Consider the following 24,188-nt stretch of genomic DNA (forward strand, 5'->3'; position numbering starts at 1 on the left):
CCTTCCCAGTTCATGCCGCAGCCGCGTTCTGGGCGGCACGCAGTCTCGGGGACAGCCACGCGATACCGACGACGGAGACGCCGACCATGGCGGCGCCCATGAGGTGCACGACCTGCAGAAGTGGTCCGGCGGAGAGATGAGTGACCGCCGGATTCACGACGCCCACCACGATTCCGATGGAGGTACTGCAGACGAAAGCAGCCATCTGCCCACCGAGCTTCTTGACGAGCTCGGGCGCATCCTCGGCGCGGACCTCAGACAGATGGCGAGCCGAGTACCGGTAGACGAGCAGATAGAGGACGATCCCGGCGACGATGCCACCGACCACCCCGGCAACGAAGGTGACAGCGGAGGAGGTCGACGACCCGGCGGCCAGGACAGAAGGAGCGGAGACGGTGGAGAGCATGGCGATCATCCCTTGAATAGCCACTCACCCCGAGAGAGGGTGTCATGTTTGCTTGACATGTCTAGTGTGCTTGACAGGACCCATCGTGTCAAGCGTGCTTCACTCGAAACATCCAGGCCGTTGACGCCAGCCCCACACTCACCGGCATTTTCTTCACAGATGACGCGGCTCCGCGCAACCTATGAAGAGAATGTCAGTATGGCTCGACCAACCGACCCCATCAGGGCCCTGCTCGCCTCTCCTCCGGATCTTCCGGTGGTCGAGGTGCTGTCCGAGCTGCGCGAGCGTCTCTCCCCCAGCCCCTCCGGTTCCGACGGCGTCGGCGCCTGCCTGGTGCTCACCGCACCGCCCGGCACCGGCAAGACGACGCTCGTGCCACCGCTCCTGGCCGATGTCCTCACCAAGAGCGCCGCCACGGAGCCCGCCACCGGGGCACCGGACGGCAAGAGCCCAGGGCGAGGGCCCGGCCGCGTCGTCGTCACCCAGCCGCGGCGCATCGCCGCCCGCGCGGCCGCCCGCCACCTGTCGGACCTGCTGGGCGAGGAGGTCGGTGGCACCGTCGGCTTCGCGGTGCGCGGCGAGAGACGCGCCGGCCCGGCCACCCGGATCGAGGTCGTCACCGCCGGGCTCCTCCTGCGCCGCCTCCAGCGCAACCCCGAGCTGGCCGGCATCGACGCCGTCATCCTCGACGAGGTCCACGAGCGCTCCTTGGAGGGCGACCTGCTCCTGGCCCTCCTGACGGACGCACGCACCGCCCTGCGCGAGGACCTGACGCTCGTGGCCATGTCCGCCACGCTCGACGCCGACCGCCTGCGTCGCATTCTGGGCGGCACATCGGGCGGCGCCTCCCCGCTGGTGGAGGTGCCCGGACGCCTCCACCCCCTGGAGGAGGTGTGGGCGCTGCCGGGGCGGACCGGACGGCTGGGGCCGCGCGGGGTGCCGTGTGAGTTCCTCGCCCACGTTGCCGCCACCGTCGAGCGGGCGTTGGCCGAGCACTCCGGTGACGTTCTGGCATTCCTGCCCGGGGCCCGCGAGGTCGACGACGTCGTCGCCCGCCTGCGCGACGCCGCTCACGAGGGAGTGGACGTCCTTCCCCTGCACGGCCGCCTGCCCGCGAGCGCGCAGGACGCGGCCCTGACCCCGAGCCCGGCGGGGCGGCGGCGCGTCGTGGTGTCCACGAATGTCGCCGAGTCCTCGCTGACGGTTCCCGGGGTCCGGGCGGTGGTGGACTCCACCCTGGCGCGCGAGCCGCGCCTGGACGTGGCCCGGTCCATGAGCGGCCTGGTCACTGTGGGGGTCTCGCGGGCGGCCGGGATGCAGCGGGCCGGGCGGGCTGGGCGCGAGGGGCCCGGCGTCGTCTACCGCTGCTGCTCGCCCACGGACTGGGCGCGCTCGCCGCTGGTCCCGACCCCGGAGATTCTCTCGGCCGACCTCACCGGTGCGGCCCTGGAGCTGGCCGTATGGGGCGTGCCCGACGGCGCGGGGCTGGCCTGGCTGGACGAGCCGCCGGCTGCTGCGCTGACGGCCGCCCGGGAAGCACTGGAGCGCCTGGGGCTGGCCGGCACCGACGGCGTGACGCCCCTGGGGCGGGCGGTGGCCGAGCTGCCGGCGGGCGTGCGCGAAGCCCGAGCCCTGCTGGAGACGGCACCGGTGTTGGGGGCACGTCGGGCGGCGCGGGCCACGGCACTGCTGACCGCCGACCTGCGAGCGCCCGGCGGGGACCTGACGGCCCTGGCCCGGCAGGTGCGCAGCGGTGGGCCAGGGTCCAGTGCGTGGAAGATGGAGGCGCGTCGCCTGGAGCAGGCCTGTCGGCGCGGCGCCTCCGATCGCGCTGCGGATCCCGAGGCCATGGGCGCCGTCGCTTCGTCCGACGGTGCTGGCGGGGACGCTCCCGGGACCGGACCCAGTGAGCCCGCCCGGTCGGGCGACCTGGAGTCGGCAGTGGCCCTGGTGGCAGGGAGGGCGCAGCCGCAGTGGATCGCGCGACGTCGGGGACCGGCGCCCCAGGCGGGCAAGGAAGCGCACTACGCGAGCGTGGCCGGAACCGGTCTGCGTCTGCCCGCCGGCTCGACGCTGGCGGAGTCCGAGTGGCTGGCGGTGGCCGGCGTCGATCTCACCTCCGGGCGGGGCGACGCCCTGATCCGCGCCGCGGCACCCCTCGATGAGGAGACGGCCCTGGAGCTGGCCGGAGCCTGGCTGGCCGAGGAGGAGCGCACCGTGTGGGACGGCGGGCGGCTGCGCACCGAGCGCGTACGCCGCCTGGGGGCCATCACGCTCTCCGCCACACCGGGGCCACCGCCAGGACCGCAGGAGGTGGCGGACGCCGTCGTCGCACGGGTGCGCGCCCAGGGGACCGATACCGGCCTGGCCGTGCTGCCGTGGGGCGAGGAGGCCCGGAGCCTGCGCGCCCGGCTGGCCCTGCTGCACGAGCACCTGGGCGAGCCCTGGCCGGATGTGAGCGATGCAGCCCTGGCGGATCGGGCCGAGGAGTGGCTGGCACCCGCGGTCATGAGCCTGGCCGGACAGGCCGGCGGGTCAGTCGGGTCGACCGGGTTAGCCGGGTCGACATCGCCGGGCCCGGGAAGCCGGCGCTTCAGCCTGGAGCGGCTGGACGTTGCCGAGGCGCTGCGGGCGCTACTGCCATGGCCGCAGGCCGCCCACCTGGACGAGCTGGTGCCCGAACGCATCGAGGTCCCCTCCGGCTCGCAGGTGCGGGTGGATTACACCGCCGGCGCCGACGCCGCCCAGATCGGGCAGGCGAGCCGGCCGGTACTGGCGGTACGGGTCCAGGAGTGCTTCGGCTGGGCGACCACACCGCGGATCGTGCAGGGGCGGGTAGCGGTGCAGCTGCACCTGCTCTCTCCGGCGCGCAGGCCGGTGGCGGTCACCGACGACCTGGCCTCCTTCTGGGAGCAGGGCTACCCGCAGGTGCGCGCCGAGATGCGCGGCCGCTACCCCAAGCACGCCTGGCCCGAGGACCCGTGGAACACACCGGCCACTCGGGGAACCGGACGGCGTCGGTAGGCCCCGAACCGCCCGCGCGGTGAGGACTCACCAGGTGGAGGCGTCCAGGCGGCTGAAGCGGAAACCAGTGGGGTTGCGCTCGGTGTCGGGGTCGGCGTCGGGCACGACGTACCCGACGATCTGGAGGTTCCAGGTGCCGCGACCGCCCCACAGGGTGGCCGTGGTGCGGGTGCGTCCGCGCACCACCGGGAAGCCGGCGATCGTGTCCGGCTGGACGGAGACCACCTCGTGGGAGTGGTAGCGCATGGCGCCGGTGGCGATATCGCCGAGCCACTCGATCTTGGGCTGGGGGTAGCCGGTCATGTGGGTCAGGACGCAGTCGTCGGTGAGCAGCGCGTCAATCGCCTTGGTGTCGCCGGATACCATGGCGTCACACAGGAGCGAGTAGAGGTCGGTGGCCGCATGCGGAGCGGTCTCGGAGGCGTGGGGATGGGGGTGGGAGTGGAGGCGAGTCTGGGTACGGGACAGGGGACGGGCCTCGTGGGGACTGTGGGGGCGGCGACTCATGGGTCAAGGGTAGAGCCCGACGTCGGACAAATGAGGGACCAAGAGCTTTCAGCGCGCGTGACACGGGCGCAGGTCCCGCCGCATCTGAGGTTGCATCCCGTTTCACGGCGTTGCACCAGGCGGCTCTTCGCATGAGGAGGAACGGTGAGGGCCCGCCGCGCGGCTCATGGCTGCTCGGCGGGCCCTCCCATGGTGGCGGTAGCGCTGAGATTCGAAACCTGGGATAAGCACTCCACCGCAGAGCAGAATCATGTCGCTGGTGGGTACAGATTCCAACCGGCCAGACGACTACAGCGCGCTCATCTCCAGGTTCTCAGCGCGGTCAAGCACGCTGACGTAGCCGTGGTCCTAGAGGGCCATCCACGCAAGAACAAGGAGAAAGCGGATCTTGGAGCCTCTAGCACAATTACCCAGCACGACATCATCGACGGTTCCTACCTTCACGTCATATTGGAGGAGAGCCACGACTACTCCCACAGCCAAGGAGCGTGACTGCGGGCGTTACCCCGTTACCCACACCAGCGGAGGGAAACGGGGTAACAGAGAGAGACGGACTTGGCGCTGACTCCTCGAGCGAAAACAGCATGGAGGCCCCTGACGTAGTCGGTCTCCTGAAGGATGAGGAGGCAGCATGAGAGGCAAGACCACCATCTACTACGGAGGTGGCTCCATCGACGACACCACGCCCACCCACCTGATCGAGGTCACAATCGAAGCATCCGGCTACCAGTGGTCGGCCTGCGGGCTCCCACATCTCCTCTACATGGGAGATGACGGTCTTCATCTCTGCTGCTTCCATACCGCGAGCGCGACGGGGCCGGACCCACGCGGCCCGAACACAGCGGGTGACGGCAACGCTTCTCAGGAGGTGTGCACGGCACGAGTCAGGCCCACAACAAGCCCGTTCCTGAAGTCCTGCCCCCGTAGATCAGCCCTATAAGGCGAGAGGCCTCGCAACCGGTGTGGTTGCGGGGCCTCTTGTCTGGTACACCACGATTACTCAACAAAATGGAAGTCGGTCACCTCCCTGTCAGCACCGACCGTGCACGAGACATCAAACGACGGATAGCGCTTGCCTACACGATCTCGGTTATAAGACTGCCCCTTGATCGTCACAGACCCGTCAGCATTGTCAGTCCGTGACCAGTGGACAGACCAGTCCACCTCAGTGTTCGCGCCGTCCGGCATGGCCAGCAGGTGCCCACCACACCGCCTGCGTACATCGGCATCGCTCAGGCCTTTCGGGGTGGCGGCCTGCTGTGTCTCCTTGGCGGCTACCGTGGCGGCCGACTGTGAAGCCAGCGCCCTCACGACATCACCCTCAGTTGCAGACGGCGATGACGAGGACGAAGACGACTTACCATCGTTCAGGCAAGAGCCGAAAGCAGTGAGAGCGACGATAACGGCCGCGATGATGAACCAGCGCCGCCGATAGAACGGCTTGGGCTCAGGGACAGAGACGGACATGGGGCTCCTTCAGAGACATAGGGATAGGTGAGCCCAAGCCTAGAACCCTGTCCCCACTGGGACCCCAACGATACAAACAGAAACCCCGCCACTCCGACTTTTCATTGGAGTGGCGGGGATTCCCGTGGCGGTAGCGCTGGGATTCGAACCCAGGGTGGCTATGAACCACACAGACTTTCGAGATCTGCACCTTCGGCCGCTCGGACACGCTACCTCGCCCATGAGGTTACACGGATGGTGGCCCGCGCCCCAACGCGGCATCCTGCGGTATCAGTCACGGCCGACGCCGGGCCTCAGCGGCGGTCAGAGAAGAAGTCGGTCAGGAGGGCCTGGGACTCCTGGGCGCGCAGGCCGGCGCGCACCTCGACCCGGTGGTTGGCGCGGGCGTCGCGCACGACGTCGCGCACCGAGCCGCAGGCGCCGGTCCGGGGCTCCCAGGCCCCCAGGACCAGCCGGGCCACCCGGGCCAGGACGATGGCGCCGGCGCACATGGTGCACGGCTCAAGGGTGACCACGAGGGTGCAGCCGTCCAGGTGGGAGTCCCCCCAGGCGGCCCCGGCGGCGCGCAGGGCCCGGATCTCGGCGTGCGCCGTCGGGTCGTGCTCGGCCTCGCGGGCATTGGCGGCCTCGGCCAGGACGGTCCCCTCTGGTGAGAGGACGACGGCCCCCACCGGCACCTCCCCCGACTCGCCCGCCGCGCGGGCCAGCTCCAGGGCGCGAGCCATCGCGGCGTCCAGCAGCTGCGCAGAAGGTGAAGACGTCACAGCCCCAAGGATGGCAGACCCGGCAACCGAGGCGCACCGGCATCGCCGGCGGCACCGCCCCTCCCCGTGTCTCCTGAACCCTCCCGACGTCGGAGGGAATACATAACGAAGACCGCGTCTCCGTTATAGGCTCCCTATGAGGCGCCCACCCCTGGGCCGAGCCCCGGGTCCTGCCGTATGTTGGACCTCCCCGGCGTCCCCGCCCCCCTTATTCCAGCACCCAGAGAGTCCCCATGAAGAACGGAGCAGGTCGGTGAGCCGGTCCCCCGAAACTAGCGAGCCAGCACCAGACGGGCTCTCGGCGGACTCACCCCGGCAGACACCGCCGGCGGACAGCACCTCACCACCGAAGACGCCCATCGGGTCCCTCTCCAGGGCGATGCTCGGCAAGCTGCCGGACAAGCAGCCCCTCAACCCGATGGTCTTCTTCGTGTCGGCCACCATCATCACGATCGTCGCCCTGGCCGCGATCTTCGCCCCCCAGGTGGTCAACGACGCCTTCGGCACGGCCGTGACCTGGACGAGCCGTTGGTTCGGCTCCTTCTACATCCTCCTCATCACCGCCGCGCTCGTCTTCATCCTGGCACTGGCCTTCTCCCGCTTCGGTCGGGTGCGCCTGGGGCCGGACAACTCGACGCCGGACTTCTCCACCTTCTCCTGGACGGCCATGCTCTTCGCGGCCGGTATCGGTACCGAGATCCTGTTCTTCGCCGTCGCCGAGCCGGTCGACCAGTACATGCACCCACCCACCGGGGAGGGCCAAACCACCGAGGCCGCCCGCGACGCGATCGTCCTGTCCCTGTTCCACTACGGCATCTCGGGCTGGGGCCTGTACGCACTGGTGGGCCTGTCCATGGCCTACTTCGCCTACCGACGCCGTGACACGCTCACACTGCGCTCGACCCTGCGCCCGCTGCTGGGCCGGCACACCGAGGGCATCATCGGCGACATCGTCGACGCCGCGGCGCTGGTCGGCGGGGTCTTCGGCATCGCGGCCTCGCTGGGGGTCGGCGTCGTCCAGCTGAACGTGGCCCTCAGCATCCTGTTCGGGCTGCCGCAGGGCTTCCCCACCCAGATCGGGCTGACCGCCCTGGCCGTCGTCATGGCCACCGTCTCGGCCGTCTCCGGCGTCGACCGGGGCGTGCGCGTCCTGTCCACCATCAACGTGCTCCTGGCCATCGGCCTGGCCCTGTGGGTGCTCATCACCGGTGACGCCGCCTTCCTCATCGACGCACTCGTGGGCTCCATCGGCGACTTCTTCACCCGTTTCCCAAGGCTGACGCTGGAGACCTACGCCTACAACCGGCCCGATGAGTGGCTCAACGCCTGGACCCTGTTCTTCTGGGCCTGGTGGATCGCGTGGGCCGCCTTCGTGGGCATGTTCCTGGCCCGTATCTCGCGCGGCCGCACCATCCGTCAGTTCGTGCTCGGCAGCCTCCTGCTGCCCTTCTGCTACATCCTCATGTGGGTGGCCATCTTCGGCAACCACGCCCTGGACCTGGTCATTCGCGGCAACGGCGAGTTCCGCGACATCACCTTGAACAAGCCCGAGCAGGGCCTGTACTGGATGCTGGAGCACCTGCCGGGCCAGAAGATCCTCATCGCACTGGCCCTGTTCATCGGGATCCTCTTCTACGTCACCAGCGCCGACTCCGGCGCCCTGGTCATGGCCAACCTCTCCAGCCGCATCCGCTCGGCGCGCCAGGACGCCGCCCCCTGGCTGCGGATCTTCTGGGCCACCCTGACCGGGATCCTCACCATCGCCATGCTCGCGGCCGGAGGCATCCCCATTCTGCAGCAGGCCACCATCGTCATGGCGCTGCCCTTCTCCGGGGTGCTCATCCTCATCATGTACACCCTGTGGCGGTCCCTGAGCACCGAGGACTCCCACAACCAGGCCCTGTCCCTCGCCGACCGCAACCGCGCCCTCGGCTTCAACGGCTCGGCCGCGGGCCTGGAGCAGACGCCCTGGCGCGAGCGCCTGGTCCACACCCTCAACTCCGTGTCCCCCGACGAGGCCGGCAATGCCATGGAGCGGCGCATCGTCCCGGCCCTGGAGGCGGTGGCCACCGAGCTGCGCAAGGAGAACGTCTCCGCCGAGGTCTTCGTCGAGGGCCCCGAGGCGCAGGACCCCGATGACGAACGCACCTTCCTGGGCCGGGTGAGCCTGGTCGTCTCCTCCCACCCGGCTACCACCGCCAGCGGGGAGGAGCAGTCCAGCTCCATCGACTCCTTCCGCTACGTGGTGCGCATGGTGGTCACGCCCGTGCCCGCCTACGGCTTCGCCCTCCACGAGGCCGACGACCTCACCGTGCGCCTGGAGGTGCGCCCGCACAGCGGCGGCCAGGGCTACGACGTCGTCGACTGGAACTCCGACCAGGTGGCCCACGACGTGCTCGACCACTACGAGCGCTGGCTGGAGTACGTGGGCACCTCCGAGAAGACCGAGTCCCGGTTCGCACGCCGCCTCTGACTCAAGCCCCCTGCCCCTACGGGAGGCTCAGTCCTCCTCGACCGTGAAGGAGGCGAGGCGCTCCTGGAGCGCGGGGTCGTAGTGGTCGACGACGCCCTGCCCCTCGTTGAGCGCGGCAATGGAATGCATGTCGGCGTCGTCGAGCCGGAAGTCGGTGACGTCGAGGTTGGTGACCATGCGCTCGCGGTGGACCGTCTTGGGGATGACGATGATGCCCAGCTGGATGAGGTAGCGCAGGGCCACCTGGGCGGCGGTCTTGCCGTGCTTCTCCCCGACGGCGCTGAGCACCGGGTGGGTGAAGATGTTGTTGCGGCCCTGGGCCAGCGGGCCCCAGGACTCCAGGGCGGTGCCGTACTTGGCGTACCAGGCGCGGTTGTCGGCCTGCTGGTTGAAGACGTGGGTCTCCATCTGGTTGACGGCCGGAGGCACCTCGACGTGCTGCGCCAGGTCCACGAACCGGTCGGGGAAGAAGTTGGAAACCCCGATGGCGCGGACCTTGCCTGCGGCCAGGGCCTTCTCCATGGCGCGGTAGGTGCCGTAGTAGTCACCGAAGGGCTGGTGGACGAGCAGCAGGTCGATGTAGTCGGTGCCCAGGCGACGCAGGGAGCCGTCGATGGAGCGGGCGGCGCGCTCGTCCCCGGCGTTGGAGATCCACACCTTGGTGGTGAGGAAGACGTCCTCACGGGGCAGCCCACAGGCGGCGACGGCGGCGCCCACGCCCTCCTCGTTGCGATAGGCCTGGGCGGTGTCGACGTGGCGGTAGCCGACCTCGAAGGCCTCGAGCACGGCCCGCTCGGTCTCCTCCGGTGGGGTCAGGAAGACGCCGTAGCCGATCTGCGGGATGTCGACGCCGTTGTTGAGAGTGATGGTGGGGGCGGAGTCATTGGCCATGAGTTCTCCTTCAATCTCCTTCAAAGCGGTCGGTGCGGGCAACTTAGCCCCGCAGGCGGGTGCGACGTCAGCCCCTTTCGCGCCCGGCCCAACCGGCGCGTCGGCGGGATCAGTCGGCGGGGCCGGCGGCGAAGCTCAGTCGCGGGCGCGCAGCACCTGCCCCAGGGCCTGCTCGCCCGCGAGTGCCCCGGCGCGGGCGGAGACGACGACGGCCAGGCAGGTGGTCGCCAGGGTCGCCGCGCACACGAGACCCAACGTCGTCCAGGGGAAGTCCGCCAGAATGCCGGCCAGGGACCGATGCAGAGCCTCGGACAGGAGGACGGCCGTGGACAGGGTGACGAGCAGGCCGAGGATAGTTGCAGCGGCGGCATGGAGAAATCCCTCGAGGACCTCGATAGCCAGGACGTCGCGCTCCATGGCTCCGGCGGCACGCAGGAGGGCGGCGTCACGGCGACGTCGGCCCGCGCTCATGGCGATGACGGCCACGCCCCCGGTCCAGGACACGAGGAAGGGCAACCCGAACACGGAGGAGAATGCGTCGGCGCTCACGTCGGGGGAGACCGAGGCCGGACCGAAGGCGATGGCGACCAGCCCGATCGTCACCACGAAGGGTAGGACGGTGGCCGCCGAGCGGCGCGACTCCAGAGCGCAGGTGCGTCCGGCGACATGCCAGGCGACGCCGGGGCTTGGGACGAGGGCGGAGAGCAGGCGCTCCAGCACCGGACTGAGCCAGCTGCACAGGATGCACACGAGGATCAGTCCGCTCAGGGCGCCGCTGAAGACCGCCAAGAAGATGTCTTCCCCATTCGTCCCGTTGCGGATGACGAGGAACTCGGCAACCCACCCTGCCGCGGCGGCAGCGGCCCAGAGCAGCCGCAGAAGGCCTTTGAGGACTCTTCCCGCGCTCCAATGTGCTCTCTGCCCGCCCGACCCGCGCAGCAGCAGGGCCTCCGGGGTGCGCGAGGCACGTTTGGCGGCGCCCCGACCGCCCATGACAAGGGTGCCGGCGCTGATGATCGCGGTCCAGATAAGGTCGGCGGGTTTCCACTGAGGCACCGCGCCGGGCAGGGCGGCCCCGTCGGAGACGAGCCGGTGCATCATGAACCGGCTGATGGGCAGGCTCAACGGCACCGCGGCGAGAGAGGCGAGCGTCCCGAGGGCGAGGAGCTGGCCCTGGATGACCAGGCGAACCATGGAGGGGCTCATGCCCAGGGCCTTCCACAGCCCGTGGTCGCGCTCACGCTGAGAGACCGCGAGGTTGCTGGTGGAGGACAGAATGGCCACGGCGGCGAAGACGACCCCAATGATGATGATGCCTGAGACGGATTCGGCCCCATCGATCATCGTGGGGTCTCCAGCAGCCTCCGCAGCGGCGAAGGCGCCATGAGCGACCCGGAACTGGCCGGCGACGGCAGAGGCGGCCACGACGGCGACGACGGCGGTCCACGCCCAGGAGCCGGCGTGGTGGCGCAGGTCGGACAGGAGCAGACGGATCATCGGAGGCCTCCGGCACCGCGGGCGGACAGGACGGCGGCGGAGACAGCGGCGGGGTCACCCCCGGGAAGAGAGGCGACGAGGCGGCCGGCGTCCATGACGAGGACGTGCTGGGCTCGGGCGGCGGCTGCGGCGTCGTGCGTCACCATGAGGACGGTGGCCGGCTTCGGGGCAGGAGCTGTGGGCACGGCGCCAGGCACAGCACCGGGGCCTCCGGCGAGCTCGGCGAGCCAGTCGAGGACGGTCGCGGCGGCAGCGACGTCGAGGGCGGCCGTGGGCTCATCGGCGAAAACGATGTCGGGGCGGGAGGCCAAGACGCGGGCGATGGCGACGCGCTGACGCTCACCACCGCTCATCTGATGAGGCAGGTGGCGAACCTGCTCGCTCAGACCCACACGCTCGAGGGCGTCGTCGACGGCACTGCGGCTCAGGGGGCTGCGGCGCAGGCGACCGGGCAGGGCGACGTTGTCGCGCGCGGACAGGGAGGTGACGAGGTTGTCGTCCTGGAAGACGAAGCCGACGTGCCGGGCCCGGAAGCGGGCAGCGGGCCGGGGGCGCAGTGAGCTCGTCCGGGTACCGAGGAGCTGGACGGTGCCGGCGGTGGGGACGTCGAGCCCGGCGATGCACTGCAGGAGGGTGGACTTGCCGCAGCCGGAGGCGCCGACCAGTGCGGTGAAGCTGCCGACGGGCAGGGCGAGGTCGACACCGTTGAGCGCGGTGACATCGGCGTTGCGGCGGCCCTGGACGCGGAAGACTCGGGTGAGTCCGGCTACCTCGATGGCCGGTGGTACCTGCGGCCGATGATTGTCGGCACTGACTGCGGCGGGAGGACCCTGGCGACGGATCACGACAGCCCCCAAACTCCTGCGGCCGCAACGACGAGCCAGGTGAGGACGGATACTGCCCGGCTCCCCGCCAGGGCGCCCAGTCCCCATCGCGCGGCCAGCCTCCTCAGCCAGGGCCCCACGATGATCAGCAGCGCAGCCAGGACCGAGGGCAGCCAGGTCCGCACCTCGGCGTCGCTCATCCTGGCGAGCAGCTCACGCGACTCCACCAGGAGGTCGTGCATCCAGGCCGTTCCGCCATGCGCGACGGACCCGAGAACCGGTGAGAGCCGCTGCCCGACGACGACGATCAGCAGCGCCAGCGCCACGGCCTCGGCGCCCGCCGCCACGTACCAGTGCACGTAGCCCCGACGTCGTTCGTGGATGCTCACCTCATCGGAGTGCGCTGGGCGTACCGGCTCATCGGCTCCCGGCCCGAGCACCTCGGTACCGGCGAAGGCCTGGAAGCGGGTGGGCGTGCGGACCGGTCCCGAGACGGGGCCGAAGGCGTCGGTGGCAACGGCTGCATGACATGGAAGGAACGGGTCGAGGTTCATGTCCACCAGTTCACTCTTCGCGGGCCTCCATGACACTGGTGCCCGCCCCCGTCTTCATGTCCGGCTAGCCCTACCTCGCCCCTGGTCGCGTGCGCACCACCCCGGGGTGCCAGCACCACCTTGCCGCCCCATACAGCCCCAATACGGGCACCAGCACGAGTGCGCCCTGGGCGTCAGCCCGTTAGCGTCGTCGGCATGACCTCGACGCCACCACTCGGCTTCCCTTCCGACCTGCCTGCGACTGCGCCCATGGAGGCCCCGCTGGACAGGACCGCCCCCCTGCCGTCGGCTGCCGACTCTTCCCCGACTGTCCCGTTCGCAGCAGGCCCGAAGGCCGCCCCTTCCTCGACCGGGCACCGCCCGGGCCGGAACCTCCAGTGGATCGGCGTCATCGGGTGGGAGTTCCTGCACGCCGCGCTGTGGATACCGCAGGTCATCCTCCTCATCCCCTCCATCCTGGTGTTCCACCTGACGGTCCCTCTGTGGGCATCACTGGAGCGCATCGCTGCACGCAGGCTGGGAACCGACGCCCCGTCCGGCCGCAAGGAGGGCGAGCGCAAGAGCCCGTGGCTGCTGGCGCGCGTCGCCCACGCGGAGTTCTGGCGGCAGGACCTGCCCCTGTGCCTGGGGGGCATGACGCTGAGCACGACGTCGTTCTTCCTCACTGCGTTCCTCGGAGCCATAACCGTCACCAGCATCCTGGCGCCCTTCATGACCTCCTCCGGGAACCCCGTCAGGTTCTACCTGGGCGGTCGCGAGATGATGCTGACCGGGCTGCAGGCCGCCCTGCTGCTGATACCGATCGGGCTGATCGCCCTCAGCCTCCTCCTCGGAGTGCTCTGGGGACTCGGAAGGCTGCGGCTGCTGCTGGTGGAGGTGCTCTCGGGTGAGCGCAAGAGGCAGCGCCTCGAGCAGCTGACCGCCGAGGTCGGCCACCTCACGGCCAGCCGAGCCACCCTCATGGACGCCTTCGAGGCCGAACGCACCCGCATCGAGCGGGACCTGCACGACGGCACCCAGCAGGAGCTCGTCGCCCTCGCCATGAACCTGGGCGGGCTGCGCCTGGCCGCCGAGTCCCTGCCCGAGGACGATACCGCCTCCACGTCCCGGACCGCGCTGCTGGAGGGGATCGACACCGCGCAGGACCGCGCGGAGTCCGCCCTCAAGGACCTGCGCGAGACAGTGCGCGGCATCCGCCCGGCGGTCCTGTCCGAGCGCGGGCTGGCGCCGGCGCTGAAGGATCTGGCGGGACGGGCACCACTGCCGACCAGCGTCGTCGTCGAGGCCGAGAAGGCCGACCTGGCCCAGATCTCGCAGCCGGTAGCGACGGTCGTCTACTTCGCTGCTACCGAGGCGCTGACAAACGCCGCCAAGCACGCCCAGGCCAAGCGCGCCACGATCACGCTGCGCTGCACGAGCACCGGGCTGAGCGCCGTCGTCACCGACGACGGGCGCGGCGGAGCCGACCCGGAGCAGGAGAACGCCACCGGCCTGCGCGGCATGGCGCAGCGGGTGGAGTCCATCGGCGGGCGGTTAGAGGTCAGCTCCCCCAAGGGCGCCGGGACCCGGCTGACGATCACCGCGCCGTTGACGCCACCGTGGGGCGCGGAGGGCCGGGAGGACGACCAGACGGGTGAGCCGGGGAGCGACCACCCGGCCGGCTGAGGCAGGATGTGCCCATGAGGATCCTGCTCGCCGACGACGCCGCCCTCCTGCGCGAGGGGCTGGCCGGGCTGCTGACCACCGCCGGGCACAAGGTCGTGGCGCAGGTGGCCGACGCCGATGCCCTGCGAGAGGAGGTCGGGCGTCTGGCAGCGGCCGGGGAGCTGCCCGACGTCGTCGTCACCGACGTACGGATGCCGCCGACCGGCACGGACGACGGCCTGCGCGCCGCGATCGACCTGCGCCGGGCCCACCCGGGGCTGCCCGTGGTGGTGCTGAGCGCCTACGTGGCCGGGCCCTACGTGCAGGACCTGCTTGAGGAGACGGAGTCGCCGACGTCCCCGGCCGGGCCGGGGGGTCCCAGCGCCAGCAGTGGCGGCGCCGTGGGCTACCTGCTCAAAGAGCGCGTGGGGCGGGTGGCGGACTTCCTGCACTCACTCGACATCGTCGTGGGCGGCGGCGTGGTCATCGACCCGGAGGTGGTCTCCCACCTCATGAAGGCGGCCCGGGCCGCCGGTTCCGGACACGACGGGGACGGCGATGCCGGAGCCGGCGAGACGGCGGGAACGATGGCGGAGCCCTCCGGTGCTCGTGCGCCGGCAACGACCAGGACGGTCTCGCCGTCGACGCCGTCGGGCGGGATCGCGAGTGCGACACCGGGAGGAACGGGCCTGGACCGGCTGACGCGGCGCGAGCAGGAGGTGCTCGAGCTCATGGCGCAGGGGCTGTCGAACGCGCAGATCGCCGAGCGGCTGGTGGTCTCCGACGGTGCGGTGGCCAAGCACGTGGCGAATATCTTCCGAGGGCTGGACCTGCAGCCGGGCGAGGAGAACCGGCGCGTGCGGGCCGTTCTGGCCTGGCTGCACGCCCGGGCCTGAGCCTGGCCGCGCTGCGCAGTGGTCCCGGAGGCCGAAACGACCCCCAATGGCGCGCCCGATGTCCAAATCGGTGACAAAGAGGTTGGGCGGAGTGAAACGGGCGGAATGAAACCGCATGATTCCGCGGTTCTGTTGAAGGCGTGAAGAACGCGAGGGCTCCTTTGTCACCAATTTGGACACAAAGCAGCCAATACAGCGGGACCTCGGCGGGGACTCGGACGCCGGCGACGCTCCCAGTCCGCCGGGGCGACGTGGTCACGCCGTGAGCGAGGACGAGGCCGGCGCTGCGTCGGGGCGGTGCGGGGCCGGCTGCGGGAATATAGGCTGTCCACATGCGCCTCCACGTTGCCGACCACCCCCTCATCGACCACAAGCTCTCCGTGCTGCGAGACGAGAGGACGCCGTCGGCGGTCTTCCGCCAGCTGGTGGACGAGCTCGTCACGCTGCTCGCCTATGAGGCCACCCGCGAGGTGCGCACCGAGGAGGTGGAGATCCGCACCCCCGTAGCGCTGGCCCAGTGCCGCCGCCTGGCCGACCCGCGGCCGATCGTGGTGCCGATTCTGCGCGCGGGCCTGGGGATGCTCGAGGGCATGACCCGCCTGCTGCCCACCGCCGAGGTCGGCTTCCTGGGAATGAAGCGCGACGAGGACACCCTGGAGGTGGAGACCTACGCCAACCGCCTGCCCGACGACCTCTCGGGCCGGCAGTGCTTCGTCGTCGACCCCATGCTCGCCACTGGCCACACCCTCGTGGCCGCCATCGACTACCTGCTCGAGCGCGGGGCGCGCGACGTCACCGCGCTGTGCCTCATCGCCGCGCCCGAGGGGATCAAGACGCTGGAGGAGGCGGTCGGCGAGCGCGCGAACGTCACGGTGGTGACTGCCGGGGTCGACGAGCGACTCAACGAGCACGCCTACATCGTGCCCGGGCTCGGCGACGCCGGGGACCGCCTTTACGGCATCGTCGACTGACCCCGGCACCCGTCACGCACCGCTTCGTTTCAACGACGTGTCCGGAGCGCCGATGACCTTATTCGGTGACCTCGAACCATAGATTTCGCTAGGCTCGGGAGACATGACGACGGGGCACTCACCTTCTTCCGGCGACTACGACGCGACGACGGCGCTCAGCAGGTTCGCCTCGCCGCAGGACCTCGAGAGGATCGCCGAGACCCGCCCCGACCTGCACTCGATCCTGGCTGCTAACCCGTCGATCCCGCCCCGGGTCCGCGCGATACTGGAGCGGTCCGAGGACGCCATCGTTCAGGAGGTGCTGGCACGCCAGGCCGGTCGGGGCGCTCAGCAGGCACAGCCGGCGCAGCCTCCCGTCCCGGGACAGATCGGCCCGATGGCACCGACGATGGCTGTGGGAACGGCTGGGACACCACCCCCGCAGCAGGCTCCCGCCGGTTCGGGCTACGGGCAGGTTCCTCAGGGCTACGGCATCACTCAGCCGAGCACAGCAGCTGCACCGCCGCAGGGGACCTCGACTCAGGGGACCGCCCCTCAGGGTTATGGAACGACGGCGGCTCAATCCCAGCAGAGCCCGCCCCCGCAGGATCCTTCTCAGGCGGATCAGCAGGTGGCACTGCCTCCGTCGGTTCAGCCCTACTCGGCACCCTCGATGCAGTCCGCGGCCCAGCCCATGGATCAGCAGACCGCGATGCCGCCCGGAGTTCCGACCGGAGCGTCGTTGGGATACGGGCCGGGGCAGGCTCAGGCTTACCCGGGCCAGGCATACGGTCCGAACCAGGCGGCCGCGCCGGCGTACGGGGCGCCGATGTATGCGCCGCCGGCGCAGGCCCCGAGAAAGCACCGCCCCCTCAAGATTCTCGCGGTTGTCCTCCCGGTGGCCCTCGTTCTGGGCGCTGGTGGCGTGGCCGCGTGGTTTTTTCTGTGGAGGAGCAATGTCTACGCAACGTCGCAGTACATTACTTTGTCGGACTCCTGGAAGAATGGAGCGACTAAGGCATGGAGCGCCGACGTCACAAGCGGCGTACAACCATACGTCATCGGCAATCATTTCCTCACGCTCGACAGGTCGAACGGGACACTGACCGGCTACACCCCACTGAGTAGCGAGATGAAGGAGGCGTGGCATACCACCCTCGACGACGAGGAGCTGAGCTCCTCGTACGGATACCCTCCCAGTTTTCAGGCCTGGGGAGACAATACGCTTGTGTACAAGTCCACCCTCGTCGATCTGAAGTCCGGGGACACCTCTAAGGCTCCGTGGGGCGATGACAGCTCGGCGACGATCGCAGGCGACACCGCCATCTCCTGCAAGGAGGGTGACAAGTGCACCGCCTGGGACGTGAACAAGAAGCAGAAGTGGTCACGTGAGATAGACGGATCAGGAGAATCCTCCGGATTTCCTTATGTGCGCAATGTGCCCGTTCTGGTAAGAAATGGCCGGCACTACGTCACGCTGTACAATGCTGTCATCAATGTCGACAACGGAGAGACCCTCATTCTGGGCGGGGGATCCAAGGCCGACTCCAACCTCAGCACGATATATTTCAAGGACGGCTGGGGGACCCTTGAAGAGGAGAAGAAGTCTGACTCCGATTCAGACTCGTCATCGACCACACGATACAAAGTGACGATCTACGACTTCGAGGGGAAGAAGCAGAGCAACCACCAGGAGATTATGCCGACGGACAAGAGGGCTATCACGGGAGACAATGAGATCCTCACCGCCGAGCAGCACCGCGCCTACTTCAAGGACAAGGACTACAGCAATGCCAGTCTGACCGCAACGAACAACAGTGATGGGTGCGTCAGCAAGCTCACTCCAAAGAAAGGCGATTCCATCACCGTTCCTCAGCCCAAAGACAACGACGACTCCTCCTATGACTCCGAGGCGCCCGAGTGCCCATCTGGCGCAGCGACCTCTGAGAACGGCGGCGTCGTCAAGCTGGCGACCTGGAAACGCGGGGACACCAACGAGATACAGATGCTCATGAACGTCAAGACCGGCAAGGAGATCACGTTCAGTGGGATTGATTGGAAGAGCGGGGACTCGCTCATCGTCGCAGGCCCCGACCTCATCATCGGCTATCACAAGGAAGACGGAAAGGTCACCGGCTTCAAGCCTGCCTCCTGAGACGACGCCGGACGGGTGCATGCCGCTCCAACAGGGGACGTCTCGGGCGGCCGGGTGCAGGAATCCGGTCCCCGACGGCATCGATCCGGGTGGCGCGGCGCGCCTACTACATGGAGTTCAAGCGGCAGCAGGAGAGGCTGCCCTCGGACCGGCACCTGAGCGTCGGCATCGCCTACTCCTACGCGCCCAACGCCGACGCCCCCGGTGAGACACTGGCCGATGAGGCCGTGGACCCCTCGCAGCTGACCGCCGACGACCGCACCTTCCTCGATGAGGCGATCCGCGACTACAACGCACAGTTCGGCACCACCTACAACACGAGCGCGCAGGGCTTCGAGAGCTACTACGAGGACATCTCCCGGCAACCGGCGGAGCGGACCATCGACTTCGACGACGTGGATGTCAACGCCACCAAGCTGGGCCGCACAGTGGCTCAGCGCAACGACAATCTCACGCGGCACATGGAGGTGATAGGGAATCCGCCTTCTTCGCGGCCCGTGACCTCGCAAGCACCTCGGTCACCGACGTTGTTCCTTCACAGGCCACTTCACGCAGGACCCGTGTCTAGCAGCTCCTCTGAGTATTTCGCCGCTGGCATGGTCTCCACCCATGTCTACTCACGGGAAGAAAATCTCCCCAAGTCCGAGAAACGCCAGGCACTCCACATGCCGGTTGGTGACGTTAGTGGTGCGGTTCAAGCAACTGCTCCAGAATGGACACCACCGCGCCGGGGCGCGAGGGGACGCGGACCGTCCGCCTCCTCGCCCTGACCCCTTCCAGGCCGTCCCCGACGATGACACCGATGTCTGCCGCGCGGATCATCGCCACATCGTTGGCGTCGTTGCCTACCGCGACCCACGTGGAGACAGGCCGGTGGCGAAGAACCGATGCCTGCCCCATGACGGCTGTCCTTTCTGTGGTGTCCGCCCCTCCCGAGACGGCCAGCTCCTCCTCGCCGGTCAGCAGCCTCATGCAGACGCTCTTGTCCACCCCTGCCGCGCAGACGTCGACCACGCCGTCCTCGTGCGGGTAGGCGACGACGCCGTCAAGGCGCAGACCCAGCAAGTCCTGGAGAGTGCCCATGGGCTCCGGGCCGCCCGTCTCCTGCGCGTCGGCAGCCCTCGTACCTGGACCAGCCGTTCCCTGTAGCGGATCGACAATCCTCTGCCTGATGATGTCCTGCCCCGCATGGCCCTGGTACCTCCCGCTGACGACCGTCACCTTGAGTACGTCCTCAGTCGGTACCTGAGCCGGGTCGGTGCACCACGTGCCATCCGGGTAGTCCCGCATGTGCTCCAGGCCGTCCCAGAGGCCCGGTTCCGTTTCGGAATCTTGGCTGCCCCTTCGCCGGCTCTCCTTCTCCGCCATTGTCCCTGGAGACGCAGCGAAATCTGAGACCGCTGCAGACACCTCCCCTGACCGCGGCTCTGCGACAGGGTCATGCCCTGCCAGTGCAGTGAAAGAATGGCCCCGGTCCACGTAGAGGGGCATGCCCGCGCGGAAGGCGGCGTCCACGACGGCGCGGACGTGATCCGCCCTCATGGGGTAGCGCCTCTCCTTGTCTCCTAGGCGCAAAAGAGCACCGTTGAGGCAGACCGAGCCTTCCAGGCAGGTCACAGCGTCTCCTAGTACCTCGGCCATTCCTCGGGGTGCACGCGAGGTCGCCACGATGACCGATATGTCCTCACGTCCCGCGGCCCGCCTGAGAAAGGGGGCCAGCCGGGGATCGGCGACTCCGCCGAAGACGACGGTCCCGTCCAGGTCTGTCACCACGCCCACCGGGCTGCTCAGCATTGGCCACGCATCTTTGCAATATCAGGAATAACCCTGCTCTGAAAGGTTGACCCATCACCTGGCGAGCAGGTCACGGGGACCCACTCCACGGCCTCGATCTCAGAGCGAGGGACCGGGTCGCCCACAATATCGCACATGTAGACGAATAGGGTGATCATCCGGCTCCGGTCGAAGATGGAGACATCATCATAGGTACCGAAGTAGGTGGCCGACACCAACGAGACCCCGAGCTCCTCATCAAGCTCGCGGCCGAGGCAGGCGACATGCGACTCCCCTCTCTCCAGTTTGCCTCCAGGAGAAATGAGGTCGGTCGTACCACGCTTGCGGACAAGCAGCACGCTGTCTCCGCGGAGAACGACCGCAGCGCACTTGACAACTGACGGACTCTCTCTCATGTCACGCCTATCAAATTGCACCCGCTCCCTCCCTTCTTGAGCGGCGAATGTAGTGCATGTTGAGGCCGATGATCGCCCCAATGACCACCGACCCACCTATGAGCGAGGCCGCCCCGGGATTTTCACGGAAGAACAGCCACACCCACACCGGGCCCAGCACTGTCTCCGCCAACACGAAGATTGCCACATGGTGCACGGGCAGGAGCTTCGGCCCAACGGATAAGCAGACCAGACCGACCGGCATGACCATGAAGCCCTCGGCTACCAGAGGCAGCCATGAGGAGGACTCGTCAGGAACCTTGACCCCGTGCAGAAGGGCGGCAGCGGTGAGTGCGCACAGCGCCCCGCCGACCGCTGTGGTGAGGAAGGGGCTGGAGCGGCGTTTGGAGGAGCACACGAAGCCGCCGCTCATCGACACGGCAGCCAGCAGGGCCAGCAGTTCCCCCCGGCCTGCGGCGCTGGACAGCTGTGAAGCGAAGATGATCGTCATACCGGCCAGCGACGCCAGGATCGCCAGGACCGTCGGCCGGTCGATACTGGCCCGGAGAAACACTCGTCCCAGAATTGCCGACCATACAGGCATGGTCGCCATGATAAAGAGCGTGTTAGCGGCGGAAGTGCTCTCGATGGAGTACACGAATGCCACTGATGCTATCCCGAACATCAGCCCGTTACCCCAGGCAGCCCACTCGTTGTCCCAGCGTTGCTTTACCCCAGCAACGTGGCAGACCCCTGCCGCCAGCACCATGGCAGCGCATATCAGCACACCGCGCCACAACGACAACACCCCGGCCGGCTGGTCTACAGCGCGGATGAGGGCTGCATCAAAAGACATGACCAGGACCCCGCCGAGCACCACCACCGCGCCCCGGACGTATCGGTTATCTAGCATTCCCGACATCTGATCAGTCCCTCCAGGTCACGGCAGAAGGCTTCGGTAGCATCGACCCAGGAATCATCCTTGCACCCCAGGCTCGAGTACGAGTAGCGAATGATTCCCTGACGCCTGAAGTACTTGGCGCTGAGTGGAAGTTCTCGTACCATCACGTTCGCGTCCCCCTCCCCTGGACATCCTTACCGCCACTGTTGCTCCTGGCGTACGAGAAGTAATCATGCCCGTGTTCATCTCATCGTTCTGAATGGGACTGCTCATGACGCTTTACCTGTTTTACTGGCTGAGCCTCAGGTCGCCACACAGGTGAGCGGGTAGTCGATTCAGGCCATTCGGCACTCTTGTACCAGGTGACGGCGATTTGGACGCGGTCGCGCAGGTGGAGCTTGGCCAGGATGCGGCTGACGTTGCGGCGCACGGAGGCGGGCTGCAGCACGAGCCGCTCGGCGATCTCCTCGTTCGACATCCCCTCCGCAATGAGCCGGGCAACGTCGAGCTCCCGGGGTGTCAGCGCCCCGAACCTCTCCCGTAGACCCTCGCGCTGCGCACCGGACAGTACCCGCGGAACCCCGCGCGCGATGAGCTCCTTGGTGACGCGCGGAGTGAGCACGGCATCGCCCTGCGCCACCGCCCGCACCGCCTGAGCCAGCTGCGCCGCGCGCACGTCCTTGAGCAGGAACCCTGAGGCCCCCACCTCCAGCGCCCCAAAGGCGTAGTCGTCCTCATCGTAGGTGGTCAGCACTAGCACCTTCACCGTCGGGAACCGCTGCGCCATCGCCCGGGTCGCGCTGATCCCGTCCATGCCCGGCATGCGCACGTCCATGAGGACGACGTCGGGCAGCCCCGTGGACCGGTTCAGCCGCTCCAGGACCTCCAGCGCCTCCTGCCCGTCGCCGGCCTCCCCCACCACACGCAGATCCGGCGCCTTACGGATCATGAGCGCCAGCCCCAGGCGCGCATAGCGCTGATCATCCACGATCATGACCGACGTCGGCCTCAGCCCCTCCGATTCCGCGCCCACACCTCAGCCCTCACCGCGAGTTCTCGGCACCGTCGCCGTCACCAGCCAGCCGCCGTCAGCCTCGGGTCCCCAGTCCAGCGAGCCTCCCGCCACCTCGACCCGACTCCGCAGCCGCAGCAGACCGGTTCCCTCCACGGAATCGTCACGGTAGCCGTCGTCTTCCCCGCCACTGTCACCCGAGGCGCCGTCGTTGCGAACCGTCACCGTCACCGCCGACTCGCTGTGATCCCAGGACGCCTGCACCTGCGACAGCGCGGGCGCGTGCCGCACCGCGTTGGTGAGCGCCTCCCGGGTGAGCGCGAAGCACAGGTCGGCCTGCCCGGCGTCGTCGGCCCGCTGCCCGGTCTCGGTGAAGACGACCGTGACGCCCAGCGACCGGACCCTGCCGACGACGCTCCTGATCTCATCCCAGGACCTGCGCCCAGCGCCGTGCCGGCCCGGTGACTCCGCTGACTCACCCTTGCCGTCGGCCAAGGCCCTGACCGCCCGGCGCGTCTGCTCCAGGCACTCCCGCGCCACCTCGTTGATGCCTCCGAGCGCCTCGTCGACCTCCGGGTCGGCGCTGCCGGCCAGCCCCTCGGACAGGGCGATGATCGTGGTCAGACCGTGCCCCACGGAGTCGTGCAGCTCGGCGGCGATACCGGCCCGGTTCAGTGCGCGGTCGCGCTCGGCCCGAAGCGCCCGGAAGCGCTCTCGCTCCGCCTGGGCCTGAAGCTGCGCCGTCCGCCAGTTCGCGACGCTGCGCGCCAGCATTGCCGCAATGGCCGTCAGCAGGACGGCGACCACCTGGCTGAGCCACTCCTCCATCAGGATCCCTGGCGGGGCCACCAGGACGGCGCTGGCCGTCGCCATAAGGCAGGCCGCGCCGATCACCGCGAGGTGCTGCCACAGCGGGAGCCGACTCACCGCGCTCCCCAGCGCCACCAGCACCGGGAAGAGGAAGAAGTTGTTGAGCCCCAGCGCCGAGGCCGCCACGTACACGGCACACTCGGTCAGGAAGACCGCCAGCGGGTACCTGTGCCGCGCAGTGAGGAGCGCCGTGGACCCAATGGCCGCCACGATGAGAACCGTGAACCCGATTCTGGTCGGGGCGATCCCCGAAACCAGGCCGCCGTCGCCGACGCGACCGGTCAGCACCGCGCTGCCGATCATGCCGCCCTGGTAGGTGGCGCACAGGATGAGAAGCAGCGTGGACAGGATGCCGGGGCCGGCCTGCGCGGGCGCCGGCTGGCGCACCCACTCCCCCAGCGTCCGCCAGGTGGCCCGCAGCCTCATTGCCGACGACGAGCCACGCTCTGCACCGGGCACCAGCGTCCCTCCTCTCCGTCGCGTCCGTACCCTACGCCCCAAGATCTGAACCCCGGCCGCAGTCCGCGGACCGTCAGGCACAGTCGCGGCAAGCTCAGAACGCCATCGGTCAGTCCTGGGAGCGGAGGTCCTTGAGGACTTGGCGCACCTCGGCAGGGTCGTCATCGTAGGCGCCCATCGCCTGAGCGTCGGCCACCATGTCCGACAGGGCCTCATTCGCTGCCCGGCGCTGACGCTCACGGAACTCCAGCACGTCAGTGAGGAACAAGCGACGATGCCGTCTGACCTTCTCAAACGGGATCTCGCCGGCCTCCAGCATCCTGACCAGCGTCGGACGCGAAATGCCGAGCATGTCGGCCGCCTCCTGCGTTGTCAGACGCTGGTCCTGCGGCGCCACCGTGACAGCCAGACCTCGACGCATCGCATCCACGACCTGAAGAAGGGCCGCAGCCACCGCTGGAGGGAGGTCAATCGTCTCACCATTGACGGTCAGCCGGGGCGTCACACCGGAGGAGGCTTCAAGTTCCGTCACCAGTTCGGTGAAGCGCCCGGCGACATCCTCCTCGGGAAGGTAGGTCTTGCTCTCAATCGTCACGGTCATGGCGCACCCCTACACTGCTGTTCGTCCACTGTTCTCGAGTTGATCGTTTTGAGCGATTTGAGTGTAGGGCTCGGTGGGCATTGACACAAGGCGGAGCGCTGTCACTTCTGCCAGCCTCCTCGAGC

At 68.6% G+C, this 24,188-nt stretch carries 21 protein-coding genes, 1 tRNA gene and 1 pseudogene; 8 read left to right on the forward strand and 15 right to left on the reverse strand.

Annotated features, from left to right (window positions below; all coding sequences use genetic code 11):
- Positions 1-10: 10 nt before the first annotated feature.
- On the reverse strand, positions 11-406 hold the full coding sequence (locus BKH33_RS06035; RefSeq protein ID WP_232621531.1) for a PTS sugar transporter: 396 nt from the start codon (positions 404-406) through the stop codon (positions 11-13).
- Positions 407-604: 198 nt separating this feature from the next.
- Between BKH33_RS06035 and BKH33_RS06040 the strand changes: the two genes are divergently transcribed.
- Complete coding sequence (locus tag BKH33_RS06040) at positions 605-3,430, forward strand: ATP-dependent RNA helicase (protein ID WP_232621532.1); 2,826 nt, start codon at positions 605-607, stop codon at positions 3,428-3,430.
- Positions 3,431-3,457: 27 nt separating this feature from the next.
- On the opposite strand, the gene BKH33_RS06045 is transcribed toward BKH33_RS06040, so the two are convergent.
- From BKH33_RS06045 to BKH33_RS06060, 4 genes are all read right to left on the reverse strand, one after another.
- On the reverse strand, positions 3,458-3,937 hold the full coding sequence (locus tag BKH33_RS06045) for a nuclear transport factor 2 family protein (RefSeq protein ID WP_003781577.1): 480 nt from the start codon (positions 3,935-3,937) through the stop codon (positions 3,458-3,460).
- Positions 3,938-4,933: 996 nt separating this feature from the next.
- Positions 4,934-5,404 carry a hypothetical protein gene (locus BKH33_RS06055; protein ID WP_003781573.1) on the reverse strand — a complete coding sequence of 157 codons (471 nt, stop codon included), beginning with the start codon at positions 5,402-5,404 and terminating at the stop codon, positions 4,934-4,936.
- A 125-nt stretch (positions 5,405-5,529) separates the two neighbouring features.
- Positions 5,530-5,618 (reverse strand) — tRNA-Ser (locus BKH33_RS13800).
- Between the two features lie 79 nt (positions 5,619-5,697).
- Complete coding sequence (locus BKH33_RS06060; RefSeq protein ID WP_076142640.1) at positions 5,698-6,129, reverse strand: nucleoside deaminase; 432 nt, start codon at positions 6,127-6,129, stop codon at positions 5,698-5,700.
- A 418-nt stretch (positions 6,130-6,547) separates the two neighbouring features.
- On the opposite strand from BKH33_RS06060, the gene betT reads away from it, so the two are divergent.
- Entirely contained in the window at positions 6,548-8,641 is a 2,094-nt protein-coding gene (gene betT / locus BKH33_RS06065) for a choline BCCT transporter BetT (protein WP_003781415.1), read from the forward strand.
- A gap of 27 nt (positions 8,642-8,668) precedes the next feature.
- Here the strand turns inward: betT and BKH33_RS06070 are convergent, their stop codons facing one another.
- The 4 genes from BKH33_RS06070 to BKH33_RS06085 all read right to left on the reverse strand — a co-directional run bounded on the left by BKH33_RS06070 (position 8,669) and on the right by BKH33_RS06085 (position 12,407).
- Complete coding sequence (locus tag BKH33_RS06070) at positions 8,669-9,532, reverse strand: aldo/keto reductase (RefSeq protein ID WP_003781412.1); 864 nt, start codon at positions 9,530-9,532, stop codon at positions 8,669-8,671.
- Between the two features lie 135 nt (positions 9,533-9,667).
- On the reverse strand, positions 9,668-11,029 hold the full coding sequence (locus BKH33_RS06075; protein WP_003781419.1) for an FtsX-like permease family protein: 1,362 nt from the start codon (positions 11,027-11,029) through the stop codon (positions 9,668-9,670).
- Complete coding sequence (locus BKH33_RS06080; RefSeq protein ID WP_003781421.1) at positions 11,026-11,874, reverse strand: ABC transporter ATP-binding protein; 849 nt, start codon at positions 11,872-11,874, stop codon at positions 11,026-11,028. Before BKH33_RS06080 ends, BKH33_RS06075 begins: the two co-directional genes overlap by 4 nt.
- Positions 11,871-12,407 carry a hypothetical protein gene (locus tag BKH33_RS06085; RefSeq protein WP_043538953.1) on the reverse strand — a complete coding sequence of 179 codons (537 nt, stop codon included), beginning with the start codon at positions 12,405-12,407 and terminating at the stop codon, positions 11,871-11,873. Before BKH33_RS06085 ends, BKH33_RS06080 begins: the two co-directional genes overlap by 4 nt.
- Positions 12,408-12,602: 195 nt before the next feature.
- Here BKH33_RS06085 and BKH33_RS06090 point away from each other — a divergent pair, with 195 nt between their 5' ends.
- The 6 genes and pseudogenes from BKH33_RS06090 to BKH33_RS14380 all read left to right on the forward strand — a co-directional run bounded on the left by BKH33_RS06090 (position 12,603) and on the right by BKH33_RS14380 (position 18,822).
- On the forward strand, positions 12,603-14,072 hold the full coding sequence (locus BKH33_RS06090; protein WP_003781417.1) for a sensor histidine kinase: 1,470 nt from the start codon (positions 12,603-12,605) through the stop codon (positions 14,070-14,072).
- Between the two features lie 14 nt (positions 14,073-14,086).
- Positions 14,087-14,947 carry a LuxR C-terminal-related transcriptional regulator gene (locus BKH33_RS06095; protein ID WP_003781409.1) on the forward strand — a complete coding sequence of 287 codons (861 nt, stop codon included), beginning with the start codon at positions 14,087-14,089 and terminating at the stop codon, positions 14,945-14,947.
- 332 nt (positions 14,948-15,279) lie between these two features.
- Positions 15,280-15,918 (forward strand): uracil phosphoribosyltransferase, encoded by a 639-nt coding sequence (gene upp, locus BKH33_RS06100; protein WP_003781411.1) that lies wholly within the window; start codon positions 15,280-15,282, stop codon positions 15,916-15,918.
- 103 nt (positions 15,919-16,021) lie between these two features.
- A pseudogene (locus tag BKH33_RS14425) lies at positions 16,022-16,219 on the forward strand (variant leucine-rich repeat-containing protein); the annotation flags it as partial.
- 372 nt (positions 16,220-16,591) lie between these two features.
- Positions 16,592-18,052, forward strand: coding sequence for a hypothetical protein (locus tag BKH33_RS06105; RefSeq protein ID WP_232621533.1), 1,461 nt, complete (start codon positions 16,592-16,594; stop codon positions 18,050-18,052).
- Positions 17,953-18,822 (forward strand): type I restriction enzyme subunit R domain-containing protein, encoded by an 870-nt coding sequence (locus BKH33_RS14380; protein WP_476932302.1) that lies wholly within the window; start codon positions 17,953-17,955, stop codon positions 18,820-18,822. Before BKH33_RS06105 ends, BKH33_RS14380 begins: the two co-directional genes overlap by 100 nt.
- Here the strand turns inward: BKH33_RS14380 and BKH33_RS06115 are convergent.
- The 6 genes from BKH33_RS06115 to BKH33_RS06140 all read right to left on the reverse strand — a co-directional run bounded on the left by BKH33_RS06115 (position 18,734) and on the right by BKH33_RS06140 (position 24,063).
- Positions 18,734-19,822 (reverse strand): HAD family hydrolase, encoded by a 1,089-nt coding sequence (locus BKH33_RS06115; RefSeq protein ID WP_244157423.1) that lies wholly within the window; start codon positions 19,820-19,822, stop codon positions 18,734-18,736. The genes BKH33_RS14380 and BKH33_RS06115 overlap by 89 nt on opposite strands.
- 17 nt (positions 19,823-19,839) lie before the next feature.
- Complete coding sequence (locus BKH33_RS06120; protein WP_043538957.1) at positions 19,840-20,241, reverse strand: NUDIX hydrolase; 402 nt, start codon at positions 20,239-20,241, stop codon at positions 19,840-19,842.
- Between the two features lie 10 nt (positions 20,242-20,251).
- Entirely contained in the window at positions 20,252-21,142 is an 891-nt protein-coding gene (locus BKH33_RS06125) for a DMT family transporter (protein WP_003781414.1), read from the reverse strand.
- A 226-nt stretch (positions 21,143-21,368) separates the two neighbouring features.
- A complete protein-coding gene (locus BKH33_RS06130) occupies positions 21,369-22,154 on the reverse strand; it encodes a response regulator transcription factor (protein ID WP_003781423.1) in 786 nt (261 codons plus the stop codon).
- A 3-nt stretch (positions 22,155-22,157) separates the two neighbouring features.
- On the reverse strand, positions 22,158-23,462 hold the full coding sequence (locus BKH33_RS06135) for a sensor histidine kinase (protein ID WP_232621534.1): 1,305 nt from the start codon (positions 23,460-23,462) through the stop codon (positions 22,158-22,160).
- Between the two features lie 109 nt (positions 23,463-23,571).
- Positions 23,572-24,063, reverse strand: coding sequence for a helix-turn-helix domain-containing protein (locus BKH33_RS06140; RefSeq protein WP_003785485.1), 492 nt, complete (start codon positions 24,061-24,063; stop codon positions 23,572-23,574).
- Between the last annotated feature and the right edge of the window lie 125 nt (positions 24,064-24,188).

Origin of the sequence: Actinomyces naeslundii (assembly GCF_001956585.1) — a bacterium.
Classification (GTDB): domain Bacteria; phylum Actinomycetota; class Actinomycetes; order Actinomycetales; family Actinomycetaceae; genus Actinomyces; species Actinomyces naeslundii.

Bases quoted from the DNA above. Each gene is read 5' to 3' on its own strand.
- BKH33_RS06035 (WP_232621531.1), bottom strand. From the start codon at position 406: ATGCTCTCCACCGTCTCCGCTCCTTCTGTCCTGGCCGCCGGGTCGTCG.
- BKH33_RS06040 (WP_232621532.1), top strand. From the start codon at position 605: ATGGCTCGACCAACCGACCCCATCAGGGCCCTGCTCGCCTCTCCTCCG.
- BKH33_RS06045 (WP_003781577.1), bottom strand. From the start codon at position 3,937: ATGAGTCGCCGCCCCCACAGTCCCCACGAGGCCCGTCCCCTGTCCCGT.
- BKH33_RS06055 (WP_003781573.1), bottom strand. From the start codon at position 5,404: ATGTCCGTCTCTGTCCCTGAGCCCAAGCCGTTCTATCGGCGGCGCTGG.
- BKH33_RS06060 (WP_076142640.1), bottom strand. From the start codon at position 6,129: ATGGCTCGCGCCCTGGAGCTGGCCCGCGCGGCGGGCGAGTCGGGGGAG.
- betT (WP_003781415.1), top strand. From the start codon at position 6,548: ATGCTCGGCAAGCTGCCGGACAAGCAGCCCCTCAACCCGATGGTCTTC.
- BKH33_RS06070 (WP_003781412.1), bottom strand. From the start codon at position 9,532: ATGGCCAATGACTCCGCCCCCACCATCACTCTCAACAACGGCGTCGAC.
- BKH33_RS06075 (WP_003781419.1), bottom strand. From the start codon at position 11,029: ATGATCCGTCTGCTCCTGTCCGACCTGCGCCACCACGCCGGCTCCTGG.
- BKH33_RS06085 (WP_043538953.1), bottom strand. From the start codon at position 12,407: ATGAACCTCGACCCGTTCCTTCCATGTCATGCAGCCGTTGCCACCGAC.
- BKH33_RS06090 (WP_003781417.1), top strand. From the start codon at position 12,603: ATGACCTCGACGCCACCACTCGGCTTCCCTTCCGACCTGCCTGCGACT.
- BKH33_RS06095 (WP_003781409.1), top strand. From the start codon at position 14,087: ATGAGGATCCTGCTCGCCGACGACGCCGCCCTCCTGCGCGAGGGGCTG.
- upp (WP_003781411.1), top strand. From the start codon at position 15,280: ATGCGCCTCCACGTTGCCGACCACCCCCTCATCGACCACAAGCTCTCC.
- BKH33_RS06105 (WP_232621533.1), top strand. From the start codon at position 16,592: ATGGATCAGCAGACCGCGATGCCGCCCGGAGTTCCGACCGGAGCGTCG.
- BKH33_RS06120 (WP_043538957.1), bottom strand. From the start codon at position 20,241: ATGAGAGAGAGTCCGTCAGTTGTCAAGTGCGCTGCGGTCGTTCTCCGC.
- BKH33_RS06125 (WP_003781414.1), bottom strand. From the start codon at position 21,142: ATGTCGGGAATGCTAGATAACCGATACGTCCGGGGCGCGGTGGTGGTG.
- BKH33_RS06140 (WP_003785485.1), bottom strand. From the start codon at position 24,063: ATGACCGTGACGATTGAGAGCAAGACCTACCTTCCCGAGGAGGATGTC.